The organism is Bradyrhizobium ontarionense (genome assembly GCF_021088345.1).
GTDB lineage: Bacteria > Pseudomonadota > Alphaproteobacteria > Rhizobiales > Xanthobacteraceae > Bradyrhizobium > Bradyrhizobium ontarionense.
This window is the reverse complement of the sequence record NZ_CP088156.1, coordinates 8,022,815-8,039,956: the sequence shown is the minus strand read 5'-3', so window position 1 is coordinate 8,039,956 and position 17,142 is coordinate 8,022,815. Positions and strand designations below refer to the sequence as shown.

The following is a 17,142-nucleotide window of genomic DNA, read 5'->3' as shown; positions in this document are numbered from 1 at the left end:
GACAAGAGCGGCGATGTCGAACGAACCGAGATCACCGCGGAGCCGACGCGTCTCGGCGCGGACCGGCCGGCCAAGGCTCTACACCGATCCGTCTCTCGCACCTGGCCGCACACAGTCGTCCAACAGCTTGCGACAAGCTGAATACCGCTATATTCGGAGAGCAGCATCTTCATAAGCTGCGCACCAGTCGCGGTCGGGCATGGGGCTCCAGAATGTCCTTCGAGTCCGTTCATCCAACTCCGGCCGGGCATCCCGCGCCACGTCAGCGCGGTCTCCTGCGGTCATTGCAGTGGAATTTGGCGGTGCATGTCGTCAAGGCGATCGCCTGGTACCTCAATGCAGTGGGCCAACGCGCGGAGTCGCTAAAGGACCTGTTTTTTGCGCTGTTGACGTTCAAGCAGGCATTCATGGTCGCGATCATTTTCCACCGCCATGCACGCCGCCATGAGTTCGACCGGCAGTTTCGATATTTCTGCGGTCCCGATCTGGACAAGGAGATGCAATGGGTGCTCGCCAGTCCGCGCTCGGATCAGTACTGTAACGAGCTGATCCTTTTCCTTCTCATGTGCGACAAGGAAAAGCGCGTTCTGGAGCTGTTTCCCAACATCGACTGGGAAAGGGTCGACGACGAGTTCATGGAGGCGATCGGCAGGCTGACGAAGAAGCTGACGTCCGGCTATTTCATGGAGTTGCTGGCGCAGGCCCACACGATCAATTGGACCGCGCTTCCCCCGCAGCACCTGCGCCGGTTTGCCGAGCTGATCAACATCATGCTGGAGCATCGGAACTTCCGTTTCGAGCAGACGAGCTTCGAAGGAAAGCAAAACGATGCACGCAGGGACGGCGATCCCATACCGTTCGAAGCCCCCCTCGACCGCTACATCCCCGAATACTTCTGCGACAAGGAACTGATCGAGACCCTCGTCAGCCAGCTCGACCTTCCCAGGCACGACGATATCCTCACCGCCCGCGAGGACCAGGGCCAATATTGGGAAAGGTTTCCCGCCGACCATCCACAGCGGAAGGTGTTGTCGGAGATCAACCTGTTCTACGCCTATCGCAACCTGCTGCTGACGACATATCACAGCGGCGAGGGCTTTCACGTCCCGCAGGTCTACATCAACCTGACCGACACACAGCGGCGGCTTCGCCGCCATCTGCCGGCTCCTAGCGCTCAGCTCAAGGCCATCCTCAAGAAGCTCGACACCGATCTGCCGGAGGTCAAGCTTCTCTCTCCGGACTGGAGCGCGCTGATCGGCCACAACGGCCACCTCAACGTTCATCTGATGATGCGGGATATGGGCTGGTGGCAGGGCCAGCCGCTGCTGCTGGCCTACAAGGACCGGATCGCCAACAAGCCATTCCTGTCGCTGTTCTCGGACATCTGTCCGACGTTCACATTGGGCGAGAATGTCAGTGCGGGAGTATGGCACGAACTCGCCAGCCTGACGCCGTTCATCGGCGATTCGCACCAGGCATTCCGCTTCGAGGACGGACGGGCGGTGTACTGGAACGATGCGGGATCGCTGGCGCTCAAGCAGTGGGAAAGCCGGCAACGAACCTTTCCGCTGCGCGACATCTACGACCGCCGCCTGCTCGCCGACAATCGCGTCGAGCAGACCTACCAGGATTACCGGCGCAGATGGGGCATGGCCGACGGCGATTGGTTCGTCTGCCTGCACGTACGGGACGCCCATACCCGGAATGATACCGAGGGGGTCGGCGAATCCATCCGCAACGCATCGCTCGCGACCTATCTCGATGCGGCGCGTCACATCACCGAATGCGGCGGATGGGTCGTGCGGATGGGCGGCCGCAGGGTGCCGCCGTTTCCGAAGATGGAACGTGTGGTCGACTACGCCCGCAGCGACGATCAGTTCCCCGAGATGGACATCCATCTGATGCGCCGCGCCCGCATGTTCATCGGAACAACCTCCGGCTTTGCCTATGTGGCAAGCAGCTTCGGCATCCCGACCGCAATGGTGAATGCGTTGAGCTCGATCGGCCTGTTGTGGTCGACCGACACCCGCTTCGCGCTGAAGCCCGTGCACAGGACGGACGGCCGGATGCTTTCACTCAGCGAGTGGACCTCGGAACGGTATCGTTGGGCCTACCCGACACACGAATCCATGGCCCGTGCCGAGCTCGTCGTGAGCGAGAGCAGCTCGGACGAAATTCTGGAAACCGTGCGCGAGGTCCTCGAGATCTCCGATCCCCGGCGGAAGGGACCTGCCCCTGGCGTCGACAACAGCTGGGAGCACCACGTCCAGGTACCCGGCTTCTTCGGCAGTTCGCGGCCGAGCAGGTATTTCTTGGAGAAATACGCGCGAAACCTGCTGAGGGAACCATGACAAACGATGCGCTATGATCGGGATCGTGCAGTCGTCGCCTGCCGTCGCCGAGCCTTGCCATCATCAAGGCCGACGCCGCCTAGACTGACGGCCGGAACGGGCCTGGTGAGCGCGGCTCATCCTCGACTTTTATCCTCAACCTTCATCATCGGAGCGTCGTGAGGTCGCAACTCAGCAGGCGCCCGTCGACGCATCTGACGTCATCCGGGTATCGTTATCGATGAGGTTTGTCGGCCGCGAACTCGATCCTTGCGCCAAGAACACACCTTCGTATTTCCCCAGATAGTAGGTGCTGATGCTGCTGGTCCCATAACAATGCGAGGTCGGAAGCTGCTTCCTCCACCGCGACAGAAGTTGCGGGTCATCATTCGCCGAACGTCCGCATGCCAGGTCGACCACCTCCGCTGCGACGGCGCGGACTTCGTCCGACGTGTTGTTCTGCGGCTGGGCGCCGTTGCGACAGAGGACACCGGCATCGAACAAGCGCCAGCGCCAGGGAGTCGACGTCAGCTGCGCCTGGGTCAGCATCGTTCCATCGGCCAGACGCACCGGCTTGAGCGCGAAACGAACGTCGCTGTTCCACAACTGTGGATCCGTTGTGATGCAATTGACGAGCGCGCTTGGAACACCGAAGCTGATCGCAACGTTCGTCAATCCCGATGTCGTGCCGATGAACGCCCTTGCGTTCCGAATGAGACAGATGTCCATCAATTCGGAGCGGAAGTCGCTCAGCGGGTAATCTATCGCGCGGTCGAGCGGCGGAAGCCTGGGCGAATTCGGACCACCGAGCTTGATGACCCAGCCACCCTGGCCGGTGATCGAGCGGATCGCATCGAGGTAGGTCTCGATCGGCGAGTTGCGATGCGTCTGCCCGGTGCCATCGACCTCGGAATAGTGCGCGGCATCGCGGGTGTGCAGGCACACATACCAGTCGTCCGGCTTCATGCCCCAGGCTTCGCGCATCCGCCGGAAATCGTTCTGCACCTTTGGCGTCGATCCGAAGATGCGATCATATTCGTCGCGCAAGGGATGGCCCCGGCCTTCCTTCTCCCACTGCACGATGGCAAGCGCCCCGGCCTCCTGCCATGGCACGACCTTGCCATCCGGCAGTTGAAATACATTGAAGTTCATGCCGTACCAGCGCTGCAAAGACAGAAGCTCTTCGCCGACCGCGCGGGACACGGTCTCTCCGATCACCACGACGTCGGCATACCTTTCGAACAGCCGGAAAAACGTCCTGTTGGCAACGAAGTTCGGTCGCACGACGATCAGCGGCTTTCCCGACCACCACCCCAGGTCGCGCATTCGGAACAGGATATCGAGCATGCCGAGGTGACCGATCTGGGTCGTCCATTCCTCCGGAAGGACCCGCAACTGATCCAGCGGGATACCGAGCCTGCCGAGCAGGTGGGTGACTTCCGCCGACACTGCTGGCGCCCCCTTGCTGCGCAGTTCCGCCTGCGCCGCAAGCGCCCGGGCAAACAGCCCGATGCCGAGATCGCCCCGCCCGACGTGAGTCACGCGCTGCCCCGTGAAGTTGCAAAGATCGAATAGCCTGCCCGCGGGGCCGCAGGCAAAGTCGAGAGGATTGGGATGGTAGTTCTGCTCTGGCCGCGACGCCATGTTCTGATGGGGACGCATGTAGTCGGGAACGCCACGGCATGCGTCTGAAACGCTTTCAATCGCTCCGGCCTCATTGCCCGCCATGATCTCGAGCATCGCCTTGAGAAAAGCGAGATGACACTCCAGTTCCGATCCTGCACGCAGAGTCAGCGTCGAGGCCAGCCGGTGCGCTTTATCGAACTCTCCAAGCTCGAAGAGCGAGCGAACCATCATGTTCGCCAGGTCCAGCGACCGGGTCGCGAGCCGATCCTGCACGACCAGATCATACGCTTCACGATTGGCTCCGATCCGAAGCAGAAGCTCGGCCGATTCGACCGGAAAGTACCGTCTCAGCCATCCCGAAAATTGCTGATCAGGGTTCTGCGCCAGCCGAGACGTCACATGGACCTGATAGGCTCGTTCGAGCAGACGCCGGCCCCGAAGTTGCCCGATCTCGAAGGAGATGAGGATCAGGAAGGCCAGACGAGACGGCAGCAGATTCAGGAGCTTGGCGGCCGAGGCGATCAGGATACGTGCCCATCGCTGCGGCTGCAGCAGGGACAGCTCTCTCGAACGCGAAAGTCCGGCGAACAGAGTCTCTGGCGTGGCCAACAGCCTGACAAATCCGCGTCTGCGCCTCGGCCTCAGAAAATCGAACGACGCCTTGAAGTGCTGCATCGGTTACCCCAACTCTGTCGCGGGCTCGCGGCCGGGCCCGCATCCTCAAACACCCTTGAACACCCTTGCGCTCCTGCGGCAGACCGGGAGTACACCACATCAGGAAGGCTATGCCGCTCGTTATCCATGACGTTTCGAATTGATGATTTGCAATACGGACGGCCGGTCTATCGGGCCGTCAAGTCATCCCGCGACCAATGATTGCGATGATCCCATGAATCCACTCGGCGATCGGTAACAGGCCCGCCCGGTCGACAATCAGCAGAATCGTAGACCACAGGGCGAGCTGCTCGAGCACGATCTGGCCCAGCCCGACCGACATGAAAACCAAAGCCGTAAGTCCGGCCAGGGCAGAGTTGATGAATCCCGCGCCTAACGCCAAAAAAACAGAGAAGCAGACGGTGCTCACGCAGACAATACGCAGGGTTGTCCGTAGAACCAGAACCATATTTCTCACGCAGGTGCCCCCTCTTATCACCGCCAAATGTCGTGACGGAAGACCAGCCGCCCAAAGCCAGCCAATATCGTATGTACCATCTGTCGCCGAATCGAACCTGCAAAATCGGTTCAGGAAAGTTCGTAGGTCTCCGTTCCAATTCGAGTGACGAAGGCGTCCGGGCGCCCTTCTCGCGTCGGGCCCTTGCAGCACACCGCAAATAACGTGCCGCAAGCATGGCCGTTACGAACGACACGGGTTTCAAGTCCTGCCTGGCGGCCCTCTCGGATCTGTTGCAGGGTCAACATTTTACGTTGTATTGTTTCCAGGTACACTGCTATTGCGGTTGTCTCTGAATGGCAACATCCCTTTGCGCGACCAGCCGCCGAATGCGGTGGCGACCATGCGTGCGCCCTTGCTCGATGCGATCCAGCTGAACCGATATGCACACCAGATCATCGTTCGGCTGCAGGTTGTGCGGTCAGCCGATCAACTCGCAAGCTCTTTCGCTCGGTGGCCTCCCCGTCTGCAACCGCTTCACGCTTGACGGTCATGTCGAAGGCCGGACCAACCTCGACATCGTCGAGTGCGCCAGTTGCCAGCTCATTCAGCTCCGCGACGCCCCGCCTCCCGAAGCCCTTGTTCCGGCCGTGCCGTGGATCCGTTACCGCGAGCCGGAGGGCCATCTGGATGCACTGGTCGAACAACTCGTCGCCCTGCGACCGCATGCAAGGCGGGCGCTCGGCACCGGCCCGTTCGAGCAGCCACTCCTGACCCGACTTGTCGGCAAGGGCCTGGATGTCGCCGAACTAGATATGGATGCGAGCGGAACTCCAGGCCGCTACCCGTACCTCGAGACTTGGCAGGCTCGCCTCAACGCGGCACACCTGTCGGCGCAAGCGGTCCAGCGGGGCGCCTTCGACATCGTCTCCTGTCGCTATCTGATCGAGCATACCTCCGAACCTTTGGCTGCATTGCAGGCCCTCAGGCCGTTGCTGGATGCGAAGGGCCTGCTGCTGATCGAGGTTCCCGACAGCAGCAAATTCCTGGCCGCGCGCGACTACTGCTTCCTGTGGGAAGAGCACAGCTGCTACTTTGTCGACGACACGCTGCGACGGCTCGCCGAGATGAGCGGCTATCGCGTGCTGGCTGTGTTGCGCTACCCAGGGGTACTGGAAGACGCGCTGGTCGCCGTCCTCGAGGCGGCTGACGGACCCACCTCGATGGCGGCTCAGGGTCCTTCCGGCCTGTTCCAGCCCTATCGCGACGGTTTCGCCAAGACCCGCGCGCGCCTGCGTGAGCAGTTCGCAGCCCTCGCCGGTCCCGACCGAAACCGCATCGCGCTGTTCGGCATCGGCCATCACGCCATCATGTTCGCAAACGCCTTCGGCATAGCCGACACGATCGCCCTGGCCGTCGACGATGACCCCGACAAGGCCGGCTTTTTCCCACCGGGATTCCGCGTCCCCGTGGTAGGATCGGAGCGTCTGCTGGCGGACGAGGCGATCACCACCTGCCTGTTCGCCGTGGCACCCCACATCGAAGGCAAGGTGCGCGACAAGCTCGCCCCGCTCGCCGCGCGCGGAGTGACGTTCCACTCCATCTATGCTGCGCTCGACAACGCAATCACGAAGGATCCCGCTTCATGAGCCTCGTTCAGAAGTCCCCCGAGGTGTTCCTGGCCGAGGGCCCCATCGCTGCGGTCGGACCAGCGGAGATCAGCACGCTCAAGGCCGCCGTCGCGGCGAGCCCCAAGCGCCGAGCCCGCATCAATGCCCACCCGGACGGCGACGACGCGCTCCACGAGATGATCATCGCGATCGACCCGAGCTCCTACATCCGGCCGCACAAGCATCCGGGCAAGAGCGAGGCCTTCCACATCGTCGAGGGCGAAGTCGATATCGTCGTGTTCAACGACGACGGCGAGATCGAGCGTGTGGTCGAACTGGGACCGCCCGGCGGTCATCGTCCGTTCTATTACCGGATGTCGAACGCGTTCTTCCATACGCTGATCATCCGCAGCGACCTCCTGATCGTGCACGAAATCACCAACGGTCCGTTCCGCCCGACAGCGACCGTGTTTGCCGATTTCGCCCCCGAGGACAGCGACGCCGCCAAGGCCAAGGCCTATCAGGCGGAGCTGGTCCGGCGCGTCGCAACGCTGCAGGATGCCGCGGCATGACCACCCACGCCGTCGTGGTCGGTGGCACCCGCGGCCTTGGCCGGGTGGTCGTCGAACGCTTCCTGGCCCGCGGCTACGCGGTCAGCGTGGTGTCGCGCCAGCGCCCAGCCGATTTTCCCGACCAGCCCGGTCTGCTGCATTTTTCCGCGGATCTGGAGCATAGCGACAGCTTTGCCGGCATCTGGCGCCAGATCGCCGAGGCCGCCGGCCCGGTCCGCTACCTCGTATTGAGTCAGCGCTTTCGCGGCCAGGGTGATCCCTGGACCGGCGAGATCCAGGTCGGCCTGACCGCATCGCGCGACCTGGTCGAGGGGTTTTCCGGGCATTTCGCCGAGGCGGGCGACCGCGCGATCGGCGTCGTCAGCTCCGTTTATGCCGAGTTCGTCGGCAGCTCCCAGCCGGTCGGCTACCATGCCGTGAAGGGCGGCCTCAACGCCATGGTCCGCTATTACGCCGCGACGCTGGGCCGGCGCGGCATCCGCGTCAACGCGATCATGCCGCTGACCTATCTGAAGCGGGAGTCGCGCATCTTCTATGAGCAGAACGAGAAGCTGATGGACACCTACCGGCGCCTCGTCCCCTTGGGCCGGCTCGGTACGGCGGAGGAATGCGCCGACGCACTCGACTTCCTGTGCAGCGAGCGCGCATCCTTCATCAACGGGCAGAGCCTGTTCCTGGATGGCGGAGTGTCCACAGTCTGGCAAGAAGAGGTCGCCAAGACCTTCGCCGGCCTGTAAAACGCGCCCAAATCCCTCTTCAGCCGACCGTCCCTCCTGCAGGGATCCCAATCAAGGATCGTCACGTCATGCAGCACGTCAAGCACAAGACCGATTGCCGCCTGTGCGGATCGACCTCGCTCGATCACGTGCTGCCGATCAGGGCCTCCGCGATCGGCGACGCCTTCGTGACCGCCGACCGGCTGAATGAAAAGCAGGACCTTTATCCGCTCGATTGCTATCTGTGCCTCGCATGCGGCCACCTGCAGAATCTCGACGTCGTCGATCCCGACATTCTGTTCCGCGACTACACCTATCGCACCTCGGTCTCGCTCGGCCTGGTCGAACATTTCAAGCGCTATGCCCAGTCGGTGGTTTCCGGGCTCGCCATCCCGCAAGGCAGCCTCGTGGTCGAGATGGGCAGCAATGACGGCTCGCTGCTCAAGGCGTTCAAGAACGAGGGCATGCGGGTGCAGGGCATCGACCCCGCGCGCGACATCGCCGCGACCGCCACCAAGGAAGGCATTCCGACGACTCCGGATTTCTTCACCAGCGCGCTCGCGGCCCGAATCAAGGCCGATCAGGGCGAGGCCAAGCTGTTCTGCGCCAACAACGTGTTCGCCCATATCGACAACATGTCGGACGTGGTGAAGGGCATCCGGCTGCTGCTCGCCGACGACGGCGCCTTCGTGTTCGAGGTCTCCTACATCGTCGACATGATCGACAACATGGTGTTCGACACCATCTACCACGAGCATGTCTCGCATCACGCGCTGATCCCGCTCGAGACCTTCATGAACCGGCACGACATGACGCTGTTCCATGTCGAACGAACGGGCACGAAGGGCGGATCGATTCGGGCCTTCGCGCAGCCGAAATCGACGGCCAAGCGCCCGCGCTCGGCAGAGCTGTCGAAGCTGATCGCCGAGGAGGAACGTCGCGGCGTCACCAAGCCCCAGATCTACCGGGATTGGTTCGTGGCCATCGAGGATTGCAAGCGCAGGGTTCTGGCCTATCTCGACAAGGCCATCGCCGAGGGCAAGCTGGTCGCCGCCTACGGCGCTTCGACGACCACGACCAGCCTGCTCTACCACTTCGAGCTGGAGAGCCGGGTCAAGTTCATCGTCGACGACAACCAGCTCAAGCAAGGCCGCTTCAGCCCGGGCGCCCATATCCCGGTGCTGCCATCCACGGAGCTTGCAACCAGGAAGCCTGACGTGGTCGTGATACTCGCCTGGATCTATGCCGACCCGATCCTGAAGCGGAATCAGGCCTATCTGGACGCAGGCGGCCGCTTCCTGGTCCCGCTGCCGCAGCCGCAGATCGTCGATGCATCGGGCGCGGCCGCGATCTGAGCTGCTGCTGACGGCCGTCGGCGGCTCCCCGTAGGTGACCGGTTGACAGCTTCTGCATAACATGGTCCAGCAAGCGCTGCGATCGGCCGCCGGCGCGCCGGGACTGATCGCTTTTCAGTTGTCAAGCCAAATACTTACGGCACTCGCGAGGTAGCAGGATGACCACCGTGACCGATGGAGAGGTCGAGCGGTTCGTGGTTGCAGATCGGCGTCGCTTTTCCTGGGAGCGCTGCCGCGAGGACATCGCGCCGTTCGTCACGCGTCACGTCACCTGGCGCGCGCTCGCGGCCGGCGACATCCGGTCGAAGTACCGCCGCACGATGCTGGGTCCGTGGTGGATCACCGCGACCAACGCGATCACCGCATTGATCATGGGCACGGTGGCCGGCCGCTTCCTCGGCGCCGACATGAAGACCTATCTGCCGCACTTCATGGTCAGCATCACCATCTGGAACTTCATTTCCTCATCGCTCAGCGAAGGCTGCTACACGATGATCAATGCGGGCGGCATGATCAAAGCGGTGGATATGCCGATCCTGATCCACGTCATGCGCATGGTTCAGCGCAACCTGATCATCTTTCTGCACAACATCGCCGTGATTCCGTTCATCTGGCTGGTCTATCCCTGGTCGGTCGGGTTCGGTGCCGTGCTCGCCATCCTCGGCTTGATGATCGTCTATGTGTTCGTCGTCAGCGCCTCGGTGGTCGTCTCCATGATCTGCGTACGCTATCGCGACGTGCCGCCGGTCATGGCCGCCGTGCTGCAGCTGCTGTTCTTCATCTCTCCGATCATCTGGGAACCGTCGAGCATCCGTGGCGGCGAATACATCGTCACGCTCAATCCGATCGCCTATCTGCTGGCGGTCACGCGCGGCCCCTTGATGGGCGACATTCCCAACCTCGGCACCTGGGCCGGCGCCATCGGGTCCGTAGTCGTCTTGACGGCCGCCATGATCTTTATCTACACGCGCTATCGGTCGCGCGTCGTGTATTGGGCCTGATGTCAGGGCCTTGCGTGACCTCTGGATTCGCCTCTCATGCCTCTGATTGAAGCCAAGCAACTCGGCATCGAATTCCCTGTCGCGCCGCCAAACGCGCGGTCGTTCCGGCATCTGGCCATCAAGGCGGCGTCACGCGTCGGCGGCCGGGTGTCCAAGAGCGAGGGCTCGTTCCAGTTCGTACAGGCGCTCGACGACATCAGCTTCACCTTGAAGCAGGGCGACCGTCTCGGCCTGTTCGGTCATAACGGCGCCGGCAAGACCACGCTGATCCGGGTCCTTGCCGGCATCTATGAGCCGACGCGCGGATCTCTGCGGGTGGTCGGACGCAACGTCCCCATGTTCGATATCGGCCTCGGAATGGATGAAGAGGCGTCCGGATACGAGAACATCCGGACACGGGGCCTCATTCTGGGCCTCAGCCCCGAAGAGATCGAGGAGCGTGTCCCGGAGATCGTCGAATTCGCCGAACTCGGCGACTATCTCGAATTGCCGATCCGGACCTATTCGTCCGGCATGCTCTTGCGCCTGGTGTTCTCGATCGCAGCCTCGATTCACGGCGACATCATCCTGATGGACGAGTGGATCGCAGTCGGTGACGCGCAGTTCCGCAAGAAGACCCATGATCGCCTGCAGGAGATCACGCTGCGCTCGGGAATCGTCGTGCTGGCCTCTCACGATCATGGCCTGTTGCGCGACACCTGCAATCTCGGGCTCTATCTCGAAGGTGGACGCGTGCGGGCGTTTGGCGCAATCGAGGACGTGATGAAAGAGCTGGCCACGGACTGAGCGGCCGGAGCCGGATAAGATGCGGCATGATGCTCGCTGGATATGACCAGGATGACCGCCTCTCCCGCTGCGCCGACCGTGACCCTGGTGGTCCCGAACTTCAATCACGCTCACTACCTGCCTGAATCGCTCGGCAGCATCGTCAACCAGACCCGCGCCCCCGACCGTGTGATCATCATCGACGACTGTTCGACGGATGACAGCGTTGCGGTCATCTCGCGGTTCGCAGCCGATCGGCCAAGCTGGCGGCTGGTCCGCCATGACACCAATCAGGGCGTGGTCCGCGGCCAGAACGAAGCCCTGGCCGCTGCGGAAACCGAATGGATCGGCTTTCTCGGGGCTGACGACGCACTGCATCCGACCTATCTCGAAAAGGCCATGGCGCAGGCTGCGCACCATCCCGACGCCGGTCTCATATTTGCCTGCTGCGAGATCATCGGGCCGGACGGCCATTCGGGCAGACGCATGTTGCGGCCCGTGATGTTGCCAGGCCCGGCATCCACAATGCTGACGCCGGCGGACGTCCGTCGTATCCTGCGCGTCGGCGACAACTACTTCTCCGGCACCACGTCGCTCTATCGCCGCAGCGCGCTGCAGGCGCTCGGCAGTTTCGACGTCAAGCTCGGCTCGTTCTCCGACGCCTTTCTCGCCCGACGGCTGGCGCTGACCTATGGCTGCTACTTCATCGCGGAGGCGCTGGGCTACTGGCGTATCCACGGCCAGAACTACTCGACGGCAACGGCCACCGATCCGGTTTCGCTCGATGCAAAGCTGGCCGAGATCGGCGCCCTGATCGCTGGAAGCGAGCTGTTTCCCGACGGGTACGGCGCCCTCTTCGCACGGCGCAATCGCTTCGGCGCCGCGCGGATGGTGCTGGGCGGCGAGACGCCGCCCGCCGCCAGGGCCGCGCGCGCATCCGCCCTGCTCGACGGCAATGCGCTCGACGCGCGCCTGCTTCGGGCGATGTTGAGCTTCGGAGCCGTCGGCCGCCTTGCCGCGCTGGCATGGATCACGCTGCGCACACGGCCGATGTCGCTGACGCGCCTGCTCGCCCAGACCGGGGCACGACGCTCGATCGTGTCCGCGACGTCGGGCTACCGCGCTCCATGACGATGCGCGCTCCCATCGGCTCGCTCCGGCATCGCCTCAGCAAGCGGCGGGCGGCGACGGCCGCCCTGAGCCGGACCGTCCCGACCGTACGGCCATCGCCGCAGGCGCCGCAAGGCGGCTGGTCGCCAAGAGTCTGGCTGACGACATCGGCGTTCCGGCTCTACGCATTCCTGAGCGCCAGACGGCGCCAGTTGCTGCCGCTGACCACCCGCGCCGCCAATCTCGTCGACCGCAAGTTCATCGTCGCGCCCGCCGGCGCCACCCTGCTCCGCCTGATGGAACGGCTGCTCGCGCGCGGATCGCTCCTCGGCAACCTGCTGGCGCGGCTGACGCTGACCGGGCTTGCCGCTGCCGCGCAGGTTCATCTCGCCGCCAGCCGCAAACCGAGCGCGCTGCGTGCCGTGCGGCTGCTGAACCTGATCTTCCGCGAGCAGGTCCGTACCCGCAGCGGCGTCGGCGCGCAGGCCTATTTCACCACTTTGGCTCTCTGCGGCGCGTATGACCGGATCGTGCGGGAGGCGCCGGGACCCGAGAGCATCGATCGTTTCGCGATCAATTTCGCCGTCGGCGTGGCGCACATGTATCGCGGCAATCTTCCGGTAGCGGCCCATTTCCTTGGCGCCGCTGCGGCCTCGGGCGACAGCAACGCGCTGCGCAAGCTCGGCGCAGTGCATGCCTTGAGCAGGGATCACGTGCAGGCGGCCGCCTGCTTCAAGGCCTCGGTCGAGCGCGATCCTCGCTCGGTGATGGCGCACCAGAATTATGCCGGCGGCTACGATCCATCAACCTACACGCCGAGCGCTTGGGAGCTGGAGAACGCCGGCGAGCTCCTGATCTATGACAACCTCATCCAGCTCGGCGAGAACTTCTATCACCAGGGCCGCTACGACGACACGTTCCGCTGCTATCAGGCGGCGCTCGATCACCAGGACGCGCTGGCGCGGAAATGGTCGATCCCCGACGCGCTGGTCCGGCGGATCGCAGCGAGCAGCAGCAGCTTCGACCCCACTCTCCCGGTTCGCCTGCTCGGCTACGAATGGGTGACGCTGATCGGTCATATCGGCTTCATCGACTGCCATCTGCGCATGGCGGCGCTGGGCATGCTGCCCCGTGCCAACTACGTCCTGCTTGCTCCACCGGGCAAAGTGGTCAACCAGCCGTTCCTCCGGCTGTTCGCGCCGCATGTGAGCATCATCGAAGACCCCGCGCTCGTCGACGATCTCCTGCCCTACCAGCGGCTGGTCGGCGACCAGTTCATCGCTGTCCGCGGCAGCAACGGTCTGGCCGAGCCGTGGGCCCACGCGGCGTCGCGGGCGCAGGTGGCCTGGGCTGAGCAGCAGCGCGGTCCGATCGTGAAGGTTCCTGCGGAGCTGATGGCGACGGGCGCCGCCAGGCTGCGCGCCGCAGGCGTCACCACTGACTGGTTCGTTGCCATGCATATCCGCGAAGGCGGCTATCACGGTGACGGCCCGGGCACGACGCGCCAGCATCGCTCCGCGAATGTCGGCGACTATCTCGAGGCCATTGCCGCCATTGCCGCGCGCGGCGGCACCGTCGTTCGGCTCGGGGATCGCAGCATGACGCCACTCGGCGGTGTGGCCGGCGTATTCGACTACGCCCACAGCAACATCAAATCGGCAGAGATGGACCTTTTCCTGTGCGCCGCCGCGCGTTTCTTCGTCGGAACGACATCGGGCCTGACAACGGCGGTGCAGGCGCTGGGGACGCCGATGCTGCTCGTCAACTGCATCTCCAACGACTGCCAGTTCTGGCACGAGCGCACCGATTTCACCGTGCGTCCGGTCTACGACCGCCGTGCGCGGCGCTATCTTTCGTTGCGGGAGACCTATCGCCAGCCGCTGCAGGCGCTTCTGATCGACACCGCCGTGCTGGAGCGTCACGGGCTCGAGATCCACCCGAACAGCGCCGGGGATATCACTGCGGCGGTCCGCTACAAGCTCGACTGCCTGGAGGGCGCTGACCGGCCGTTGCGAGCGGGCGGGCCCCAGCTCGAGCGCTATCGGACCGCTCTCGGCGACAACCCCTACAATTTCGGTGCCTCATTACCGGTCCCGGCTTTCCTCGCGCGGCTGCCCGAGCTTCTCGATTAAGGCGCGCGCGTTCGCGCAGCACGTGTTCGGATACCAGACAGTGCCGCAGAAATTTCATCGCTCAGCCGCCCCTTAACCTTCGAGCAACAGCCTGGACCTGATACGTAGGGTGTTGTTGTGTTACGAATCATTGCCGCGGGACGTTCCAGGGACGGCAGAAGGTCCTTTCCCCCCGCGGTTCACGCGAATGGCTGGAGCTGAGGTGATGACTCAGACGATGGGCTTGCAATCCTCCACCACCGTTTCGGTGTTCAACACTGTGGCCGATGCTCCCCCCGCCACGCCGGTCGAGCTTCCCGAGGAAGCGGTCGAAGCGCTGCAAGCACAGAGCAGCGTGAGCGCGATCGACTCGGTGGTGGCGGTGACCTCCGGTGGACTGACCATCAATCTGCAATTCGATTCCAACGCCATGGCGCATGCGCCCCCGAGCTTCTTTGCCGGCATTCAGCAGGCAGCCGCGATCCTCGCCTCGGTGATCTCGGATCACATCACGCTCAACATCGCCATCGACTACAGCGGCACCGGCGGCGGCGCGGCGGCGGGTCCTGGCGGCGGTCAATGGATGACCTATTCATCCGTCAGGTCCAACCTGATCAACTATGCAACCGCCGCGGATACGACGTTCAACGCCTTGCCGGCGGGATCAAGCATCCAGGGACAATCCTACGTCGCGGTGTGGAACTCGCAGCTCAAGCTGTGGGGCGGCCTCGGCGCCAACGACACCACCACCAGCGACGGCGTCGCAACGTTCACGACCGATATCAATCCGAGCCTGCTGGTCGGCGTGGCGCTGCACGAGCTCACGCACGCGTTCGGCCGCGTGCCCTATGGGCCTCAGCCCGACATTTTCGACTTCTACCGCTTCTCGAGCCCGGGCGTGCAATTGCTGACCGGCGGCGCGACGGCTTCGGCCGCCTATTTCTCGCTCGACGGCGGCTATACGAAGCTCGCGGATTACGGCCAGTCCTCGGACCCGAGCGACTTCCTGAACAGCGGTGTGCAGGGATCCAACGATCCCTTCAATGAATTCTACAACGGCAGCACGCTGCAGATGCTGACCTCCACCGATCTCAAGCAACTCGACGCGCTCGGGTTTCATCTGGCGGGATCGGTGATCCAGACGGACGGCGATACGCGCCTGACGCAGATCGGAAGCGCGTATTATCTCAACAGTGTTTCGAGCGGCGTCGGTCCCTATCTGAAAGTTGGCGGCACGGCCGTCACCGTCGGCCAGTTCGGCAGCATCGCGCCGATCGGAGCCGTCAAGACAGCTTCCGGATACGACGTCGCCTGGCAAATTCCAGGCACCAATCAGTTCACGTTCTGGACCACCGACGGCAACGGCAACTACACGTCCAACATCTCCGGCATCGTGTCGGGAAACAGCTTCACCTCGGAATCGCTGGAATCGACCTTCGGTCAGGATTTCAATCACGACGGAACGATCGGCGTCACCGCCTCGCTCGTGCACTCCAACGGCAACACCAATCTGCTGCAGATCGCCGATGGCTACTACATGTACGTCAACGGGTCCGGTCCGCAATTGAAGTATGGCGGCGGACAGTACACGGTAGGCCAGTTCGGTACGATCTCGCCGATCGCGGCGATCCAGGTCGGAAACGGATTTGACGTCGCCTGGCACGACTCGGCCACCAATCAGTTCACGTTCTGGACGACCGACAGCAACGGCAACTATACCGGCAACATCGTCGGCCTGGTCTCCGGCGGCAGCTTCGTCTCCGAATCGATGGAGACGACCTTCGGTCAGGATTTCAACGGCGACGGCACGGTCGGCGTCACGGCGTCGCTGATTCACACCAATGATGCGACGAGTCTGCTGCACATCGCCGACACCTACTACATGTACGTGAACTGGACCGGCCCGCAGCTCAAATATGGCGGAGCGGGAGTCACGGTCGGACAGTTCGGGTCGATTGCCCCGATCGGTGCGATCCAGACTTCAAGCGGGTTCGATGTGGCCTGGAAGATTCCGGGCACCAGCCAGTTCACATTCTGGGCCACGGACGCCAACGGCAACTATGGCTCGAATCTGAGCGGTCTGGTTGACGGCACCACTGCGACGGTGAAATCGTTCGAGCTGATCTTTCATCAGGACCTGAACGGCGACGGCGTCATCGGATTTCCGAGCTCGGTGAGCCTCGCTGGCACCCAATCGGCGACCCAGTCATCGGCCGAGAGTATCTCTGCCAGCAATACGCTTGCCATCTCGGCAAACTTCAGCGGTGATCTGATCGGGTTCGGCAGCACAGCCGATCAGATCGACCTCAAGACCATCTCCTACGCGTCGCTGCGGGCGCAGTTCGATGATGCGAACGGACTGCTGTCGGTGACCGACGGGACAAACAGCACGTCGCTGCATTTCCTTGGGCCACTGTCGCAGGACAGCTTCCACTTCGCCAATGACGGTCAGGGCGGCACCGTGATCTCAAGCGCAGCCGGCCAAGGCGCGGCCGGCAGCACGGCGCAGCAACCCGTCTCGCTGGCGGGGCATGACGCTTTCGTGTTCGCGGAGCACTTCGGACAGGTCAGCATCTCCGGCTTCACCGCGGGTACCGACACGATCGCGGTCAGCCATAACGTGTTCGACAGCCAGGCCGCGCTGGTAGCGGCGATCCATGACGACGCAGCCGGCAACGCAATCATCACCGATGCGGCACAGGACACGATCACCGTCCAGCATGTGTCGACGGCGGAGCTGCTGTCCCACCTGTCGAGCTTCCATCTGGTCTGACCGGTCGGTCCGGGCGCGGGTCTCCTTACCGGGGCAGCGCCAGCGCCGGGCGGTCGTTCCGG

12 protein-coding genes are annotated in these 17,142 nt (G+C 63.3%); 10 read left to right on the top strand and 2 right to left on the bottom strand.

What is annotated here, in order from left to right; translation table 11 throughout:
* Positions 1–212: 212 nt before the first annotated feature.
* Positions 213–2,351, top strand: coding sequence for a TIGR04372 family glycosyltransferase (locus tag LQG66_RS35340; RefSeq protein WP_231320667.1), 2,139 nt, complete (start codon positions 213–215; stop codon positions 2,349–2,351).
* 171 nt (positions 2,352–2,522) lie between these two features.
* Here the strand turns inward: LQG66_RS35340 and LQG66_RS35335 are convergent, their stop codons facing one another.
* Positions 2,523–4,631 (bottom strand): TIGR04372 family glycosyltransferase, encoded by a 2,109-nt coding sequence (locus LQG66_RS35335; RefSeq protein WP_425601269.1) that lies wholly within the window; start codon positions 4,629–4,631, stop codon positions 2,523–2,525.
* Positions 4,632–4,809: 178 nt separating this feature from the next.
* Complete coding sequence (locus LQG66_RS35330; RefSeq protein WP_231328068.1) at positions 4,810–5,079, bottom strand: hypothetical protein; 270 nt, start codon at positions 5,077–5,079, stop codon at positions 4,810–4,812.
* A 431-nt stretch (positions 5,080–5,510) separates the two neighbouring features.
* Here LQG66_RS35330 and LQG66_RS35325 point away from each other — a divergent pair, with 431 nt between their 5' ends.
* The 9 genes from LQG66_RS35325 (at position 5,511) to LQG66_RS35285 (ending at position 17,080) form a co-directional block, all read left to right on the top strand.
* Complete coding sequence (locus LQG66_RS35325; protein WP_231320663.1) at positions 5,511–6,716, top strand: methyltransferase domain-containing protein; 1,206 nt, start codon at positions 5,511–5,513, stop codon at positions 6,714–6,716.
* The gene (locus tag LQG66_RS35320) at positions 6,713–7,249 is read left to right on the top strand and encodes a WbuC family cupin fold metalloprotein (RefSeq protein ID WP_231320661.1); all 537 of its coding nucleotides are present in this window, start codon (positions 6,713–6,715) and stop codon (positions 7,247–7,249) included. Before LQG66_RS35325 ends, LQG66_RS35320 begins: the two co-directional genes overlap by 4 nt.
* Positions 7,246–7,986: an SDR family NAD(P)-dependent oxidoreductase gene (locus tag LQG66_RS35315; protein WP_231320659.1), complete on the top strand. Its 741-nt coding sequence runs from the start codon at positions 7,246–7,248 to the stop codon at positions 7,984–7,986. Before LQG66_RS35320 ends, LQG66_RS35315 begins: the two co-directional genes overlap by 4 nt.
* A 68-nt stretch (positions 7,987–8,054) precedes the next feature.
* Positions 8,055–9,320 (top strand): class I SAM-dependent methyltransferase, encoded by a 1,266-nt coding sequence (locus LQG66_RS35310; protein ID WP_231320657.1) that lies wholly within the window; start codon positions 8,055–8,057, stop codon positions 9,318–9,320.
* Positions 9,321–9,478: 158 nt separating this feature from the next.
* A complete protein-coding gene (locus LQG66_RS35305) occupies positions 9,479–10,321 on the top strand; it encodes an ABC transporter permease (protein ID WP_231320655.1) in 843 nt (280 codons plus the stop codon).
* Between the two features lie 36 nt (positions 10,322–10,357).
* Positions 10,358–11,107: an ABC transporter ATP-binding protein gene (locus LQG66_RS35300; protein ID WP_231320653.1), complete on the top strand. Its 750-nt coding sequence runs from the start codon at positions 10,358–10,360 to the stop codon at positions 11,105–11,107.
* A gap of 42 nt (positions 11,108–11,149) precedes the next feature.
* Positions 11,150–12,217, top strand: coding sequence for a glycosyltransferase family 2 protein (locus LQG66_RS35295; protein ID WP_345778927.1), 1,068 nt, complete (start codon positions 11,150–11,152; stop codon positions 12,215–12,217).
* Positions 12,214–14,328: a TIGR04372 family glycosyltransferase gene (locus tag LQG66_RS35290; protein WP_231320649.1), complete on the top strand. Its 2,115-nt coding sequence runs from the start codon at positions 12,214–12,216 to the stop codon at positions 14,326–14,328. Before LQG66_RS35295 ends, LQG66_RS35290 begins: the two co-directional genes overlap by 4 nt.
* 205 nt (positions 14,329–14,533) lie before the next feature.
* The gene (locus tag LQG66_RS35285; protein ID WP_231320647.1) at positions 14,534–17,080 is read left to right on the top strand and encodes an NF038122 family metalloprotease; all 2,547 of its coding nucleotides are present in this window, start codon (positions 14,534–14,536) and stop codon (positions 17,078–17,080) included.
* The last annotated feature ends 62 nt before the right edge of the window (positions 17,081–17,142 follow it).

What these genes read in the sequence shown, in the direction of transcription:
- LQG66_RS35310 (WP_231320657.1), top strand. Translation starts at nt 8,055, where the DNA reads ATGCAGCACGTCAAGCACAAGACCGATTGCCGCCTGTGCGGATCGACC.
- LQG66_RS35315 (WP_231320659.1), top strand. Translation starts at nt 7,246, where the DNA reads ATGACCACCCACGCCGTCGTGGTCGGTGGCACCCGCGGCCTTGGCCGG.
- LQG66_RS35300 (WP_231320653.1), top strand. Translation starts at nt 10,358, where the DNA reads ATGCCTCTGATTGAAGCCAAGCAACTCGGCATCGAATTCCCTGTCGCG.
- LQG66_RS35305 (WP_231320655.1), top strand. Translation starts at nt 9,479, where the DNA reads ATGACCACCGTGACCGATGGAGAGGTCGAGCGGTTCGTGGTTGCAGAT.
- LQG66_RS35285 (WP_231320647.1), top strand. Translation starts at nt 14,534, where the DNA reads ATGACTCAGACGATGGGCTTGCAATCCTCCACCACCGTTTCGGTGTTC.
- LQG66_RS35320 (WP_231320661.1), top strand. Translation starts at nt 6,713, where the DNA reads ATGAGCCTCGTTCAGAAGTCCCCCGAGGTGTTCCTGGCCGAGGGCCCC.
- LQG66_RS35335 (WP_425601269.1), bottom strand. Translation starts at nt 4,631, where the DNA reads ATGCAGCACTTCAAGGCGTCGTTCGATTTTCTGAGGCCGAGGCGCAGA.
- LQG66_RS35340 (WP_231320667.1), top strand. Translation starts at nt 213, where the DNA reads ATGTCCTTCGAGTCCGTTCATCCAACTCCGGCCGGGCATCCCGCGCCA.
- LQG66_RS35295 (WP_345778927.1), top strand. Translation starts at nt 11,150, where the DNA reads ATGACCAGGATGACCGCCTCTCCCGCTGCGCCGACCGTGACCCTGGTG.
- LQG66_RS35325 (WP_231320663.1), top strand. Translation starts at nt 5,511, where the DNA reads ATGCACACCAGATCATCGTTCGGCTGCAGGTTGTGCGGTCAGCCGATC.
- LQG66_RS35330 (WP_231328068.1), bottom strand. Translation starts at nt 5,079, where the DNA reads ATGGTTCTGGTTCTACGGACAACCCTGCGTATTGTCTGCGTGAGCACC.
- LQG66_RS35290 (WP_231320649.1), top strand. Translation starts at nt 12,214, where the DNA reads ATGACGATGCGCGCTCCCATCGGCTCGCTCCGGCATCGCCTCAGCAAG.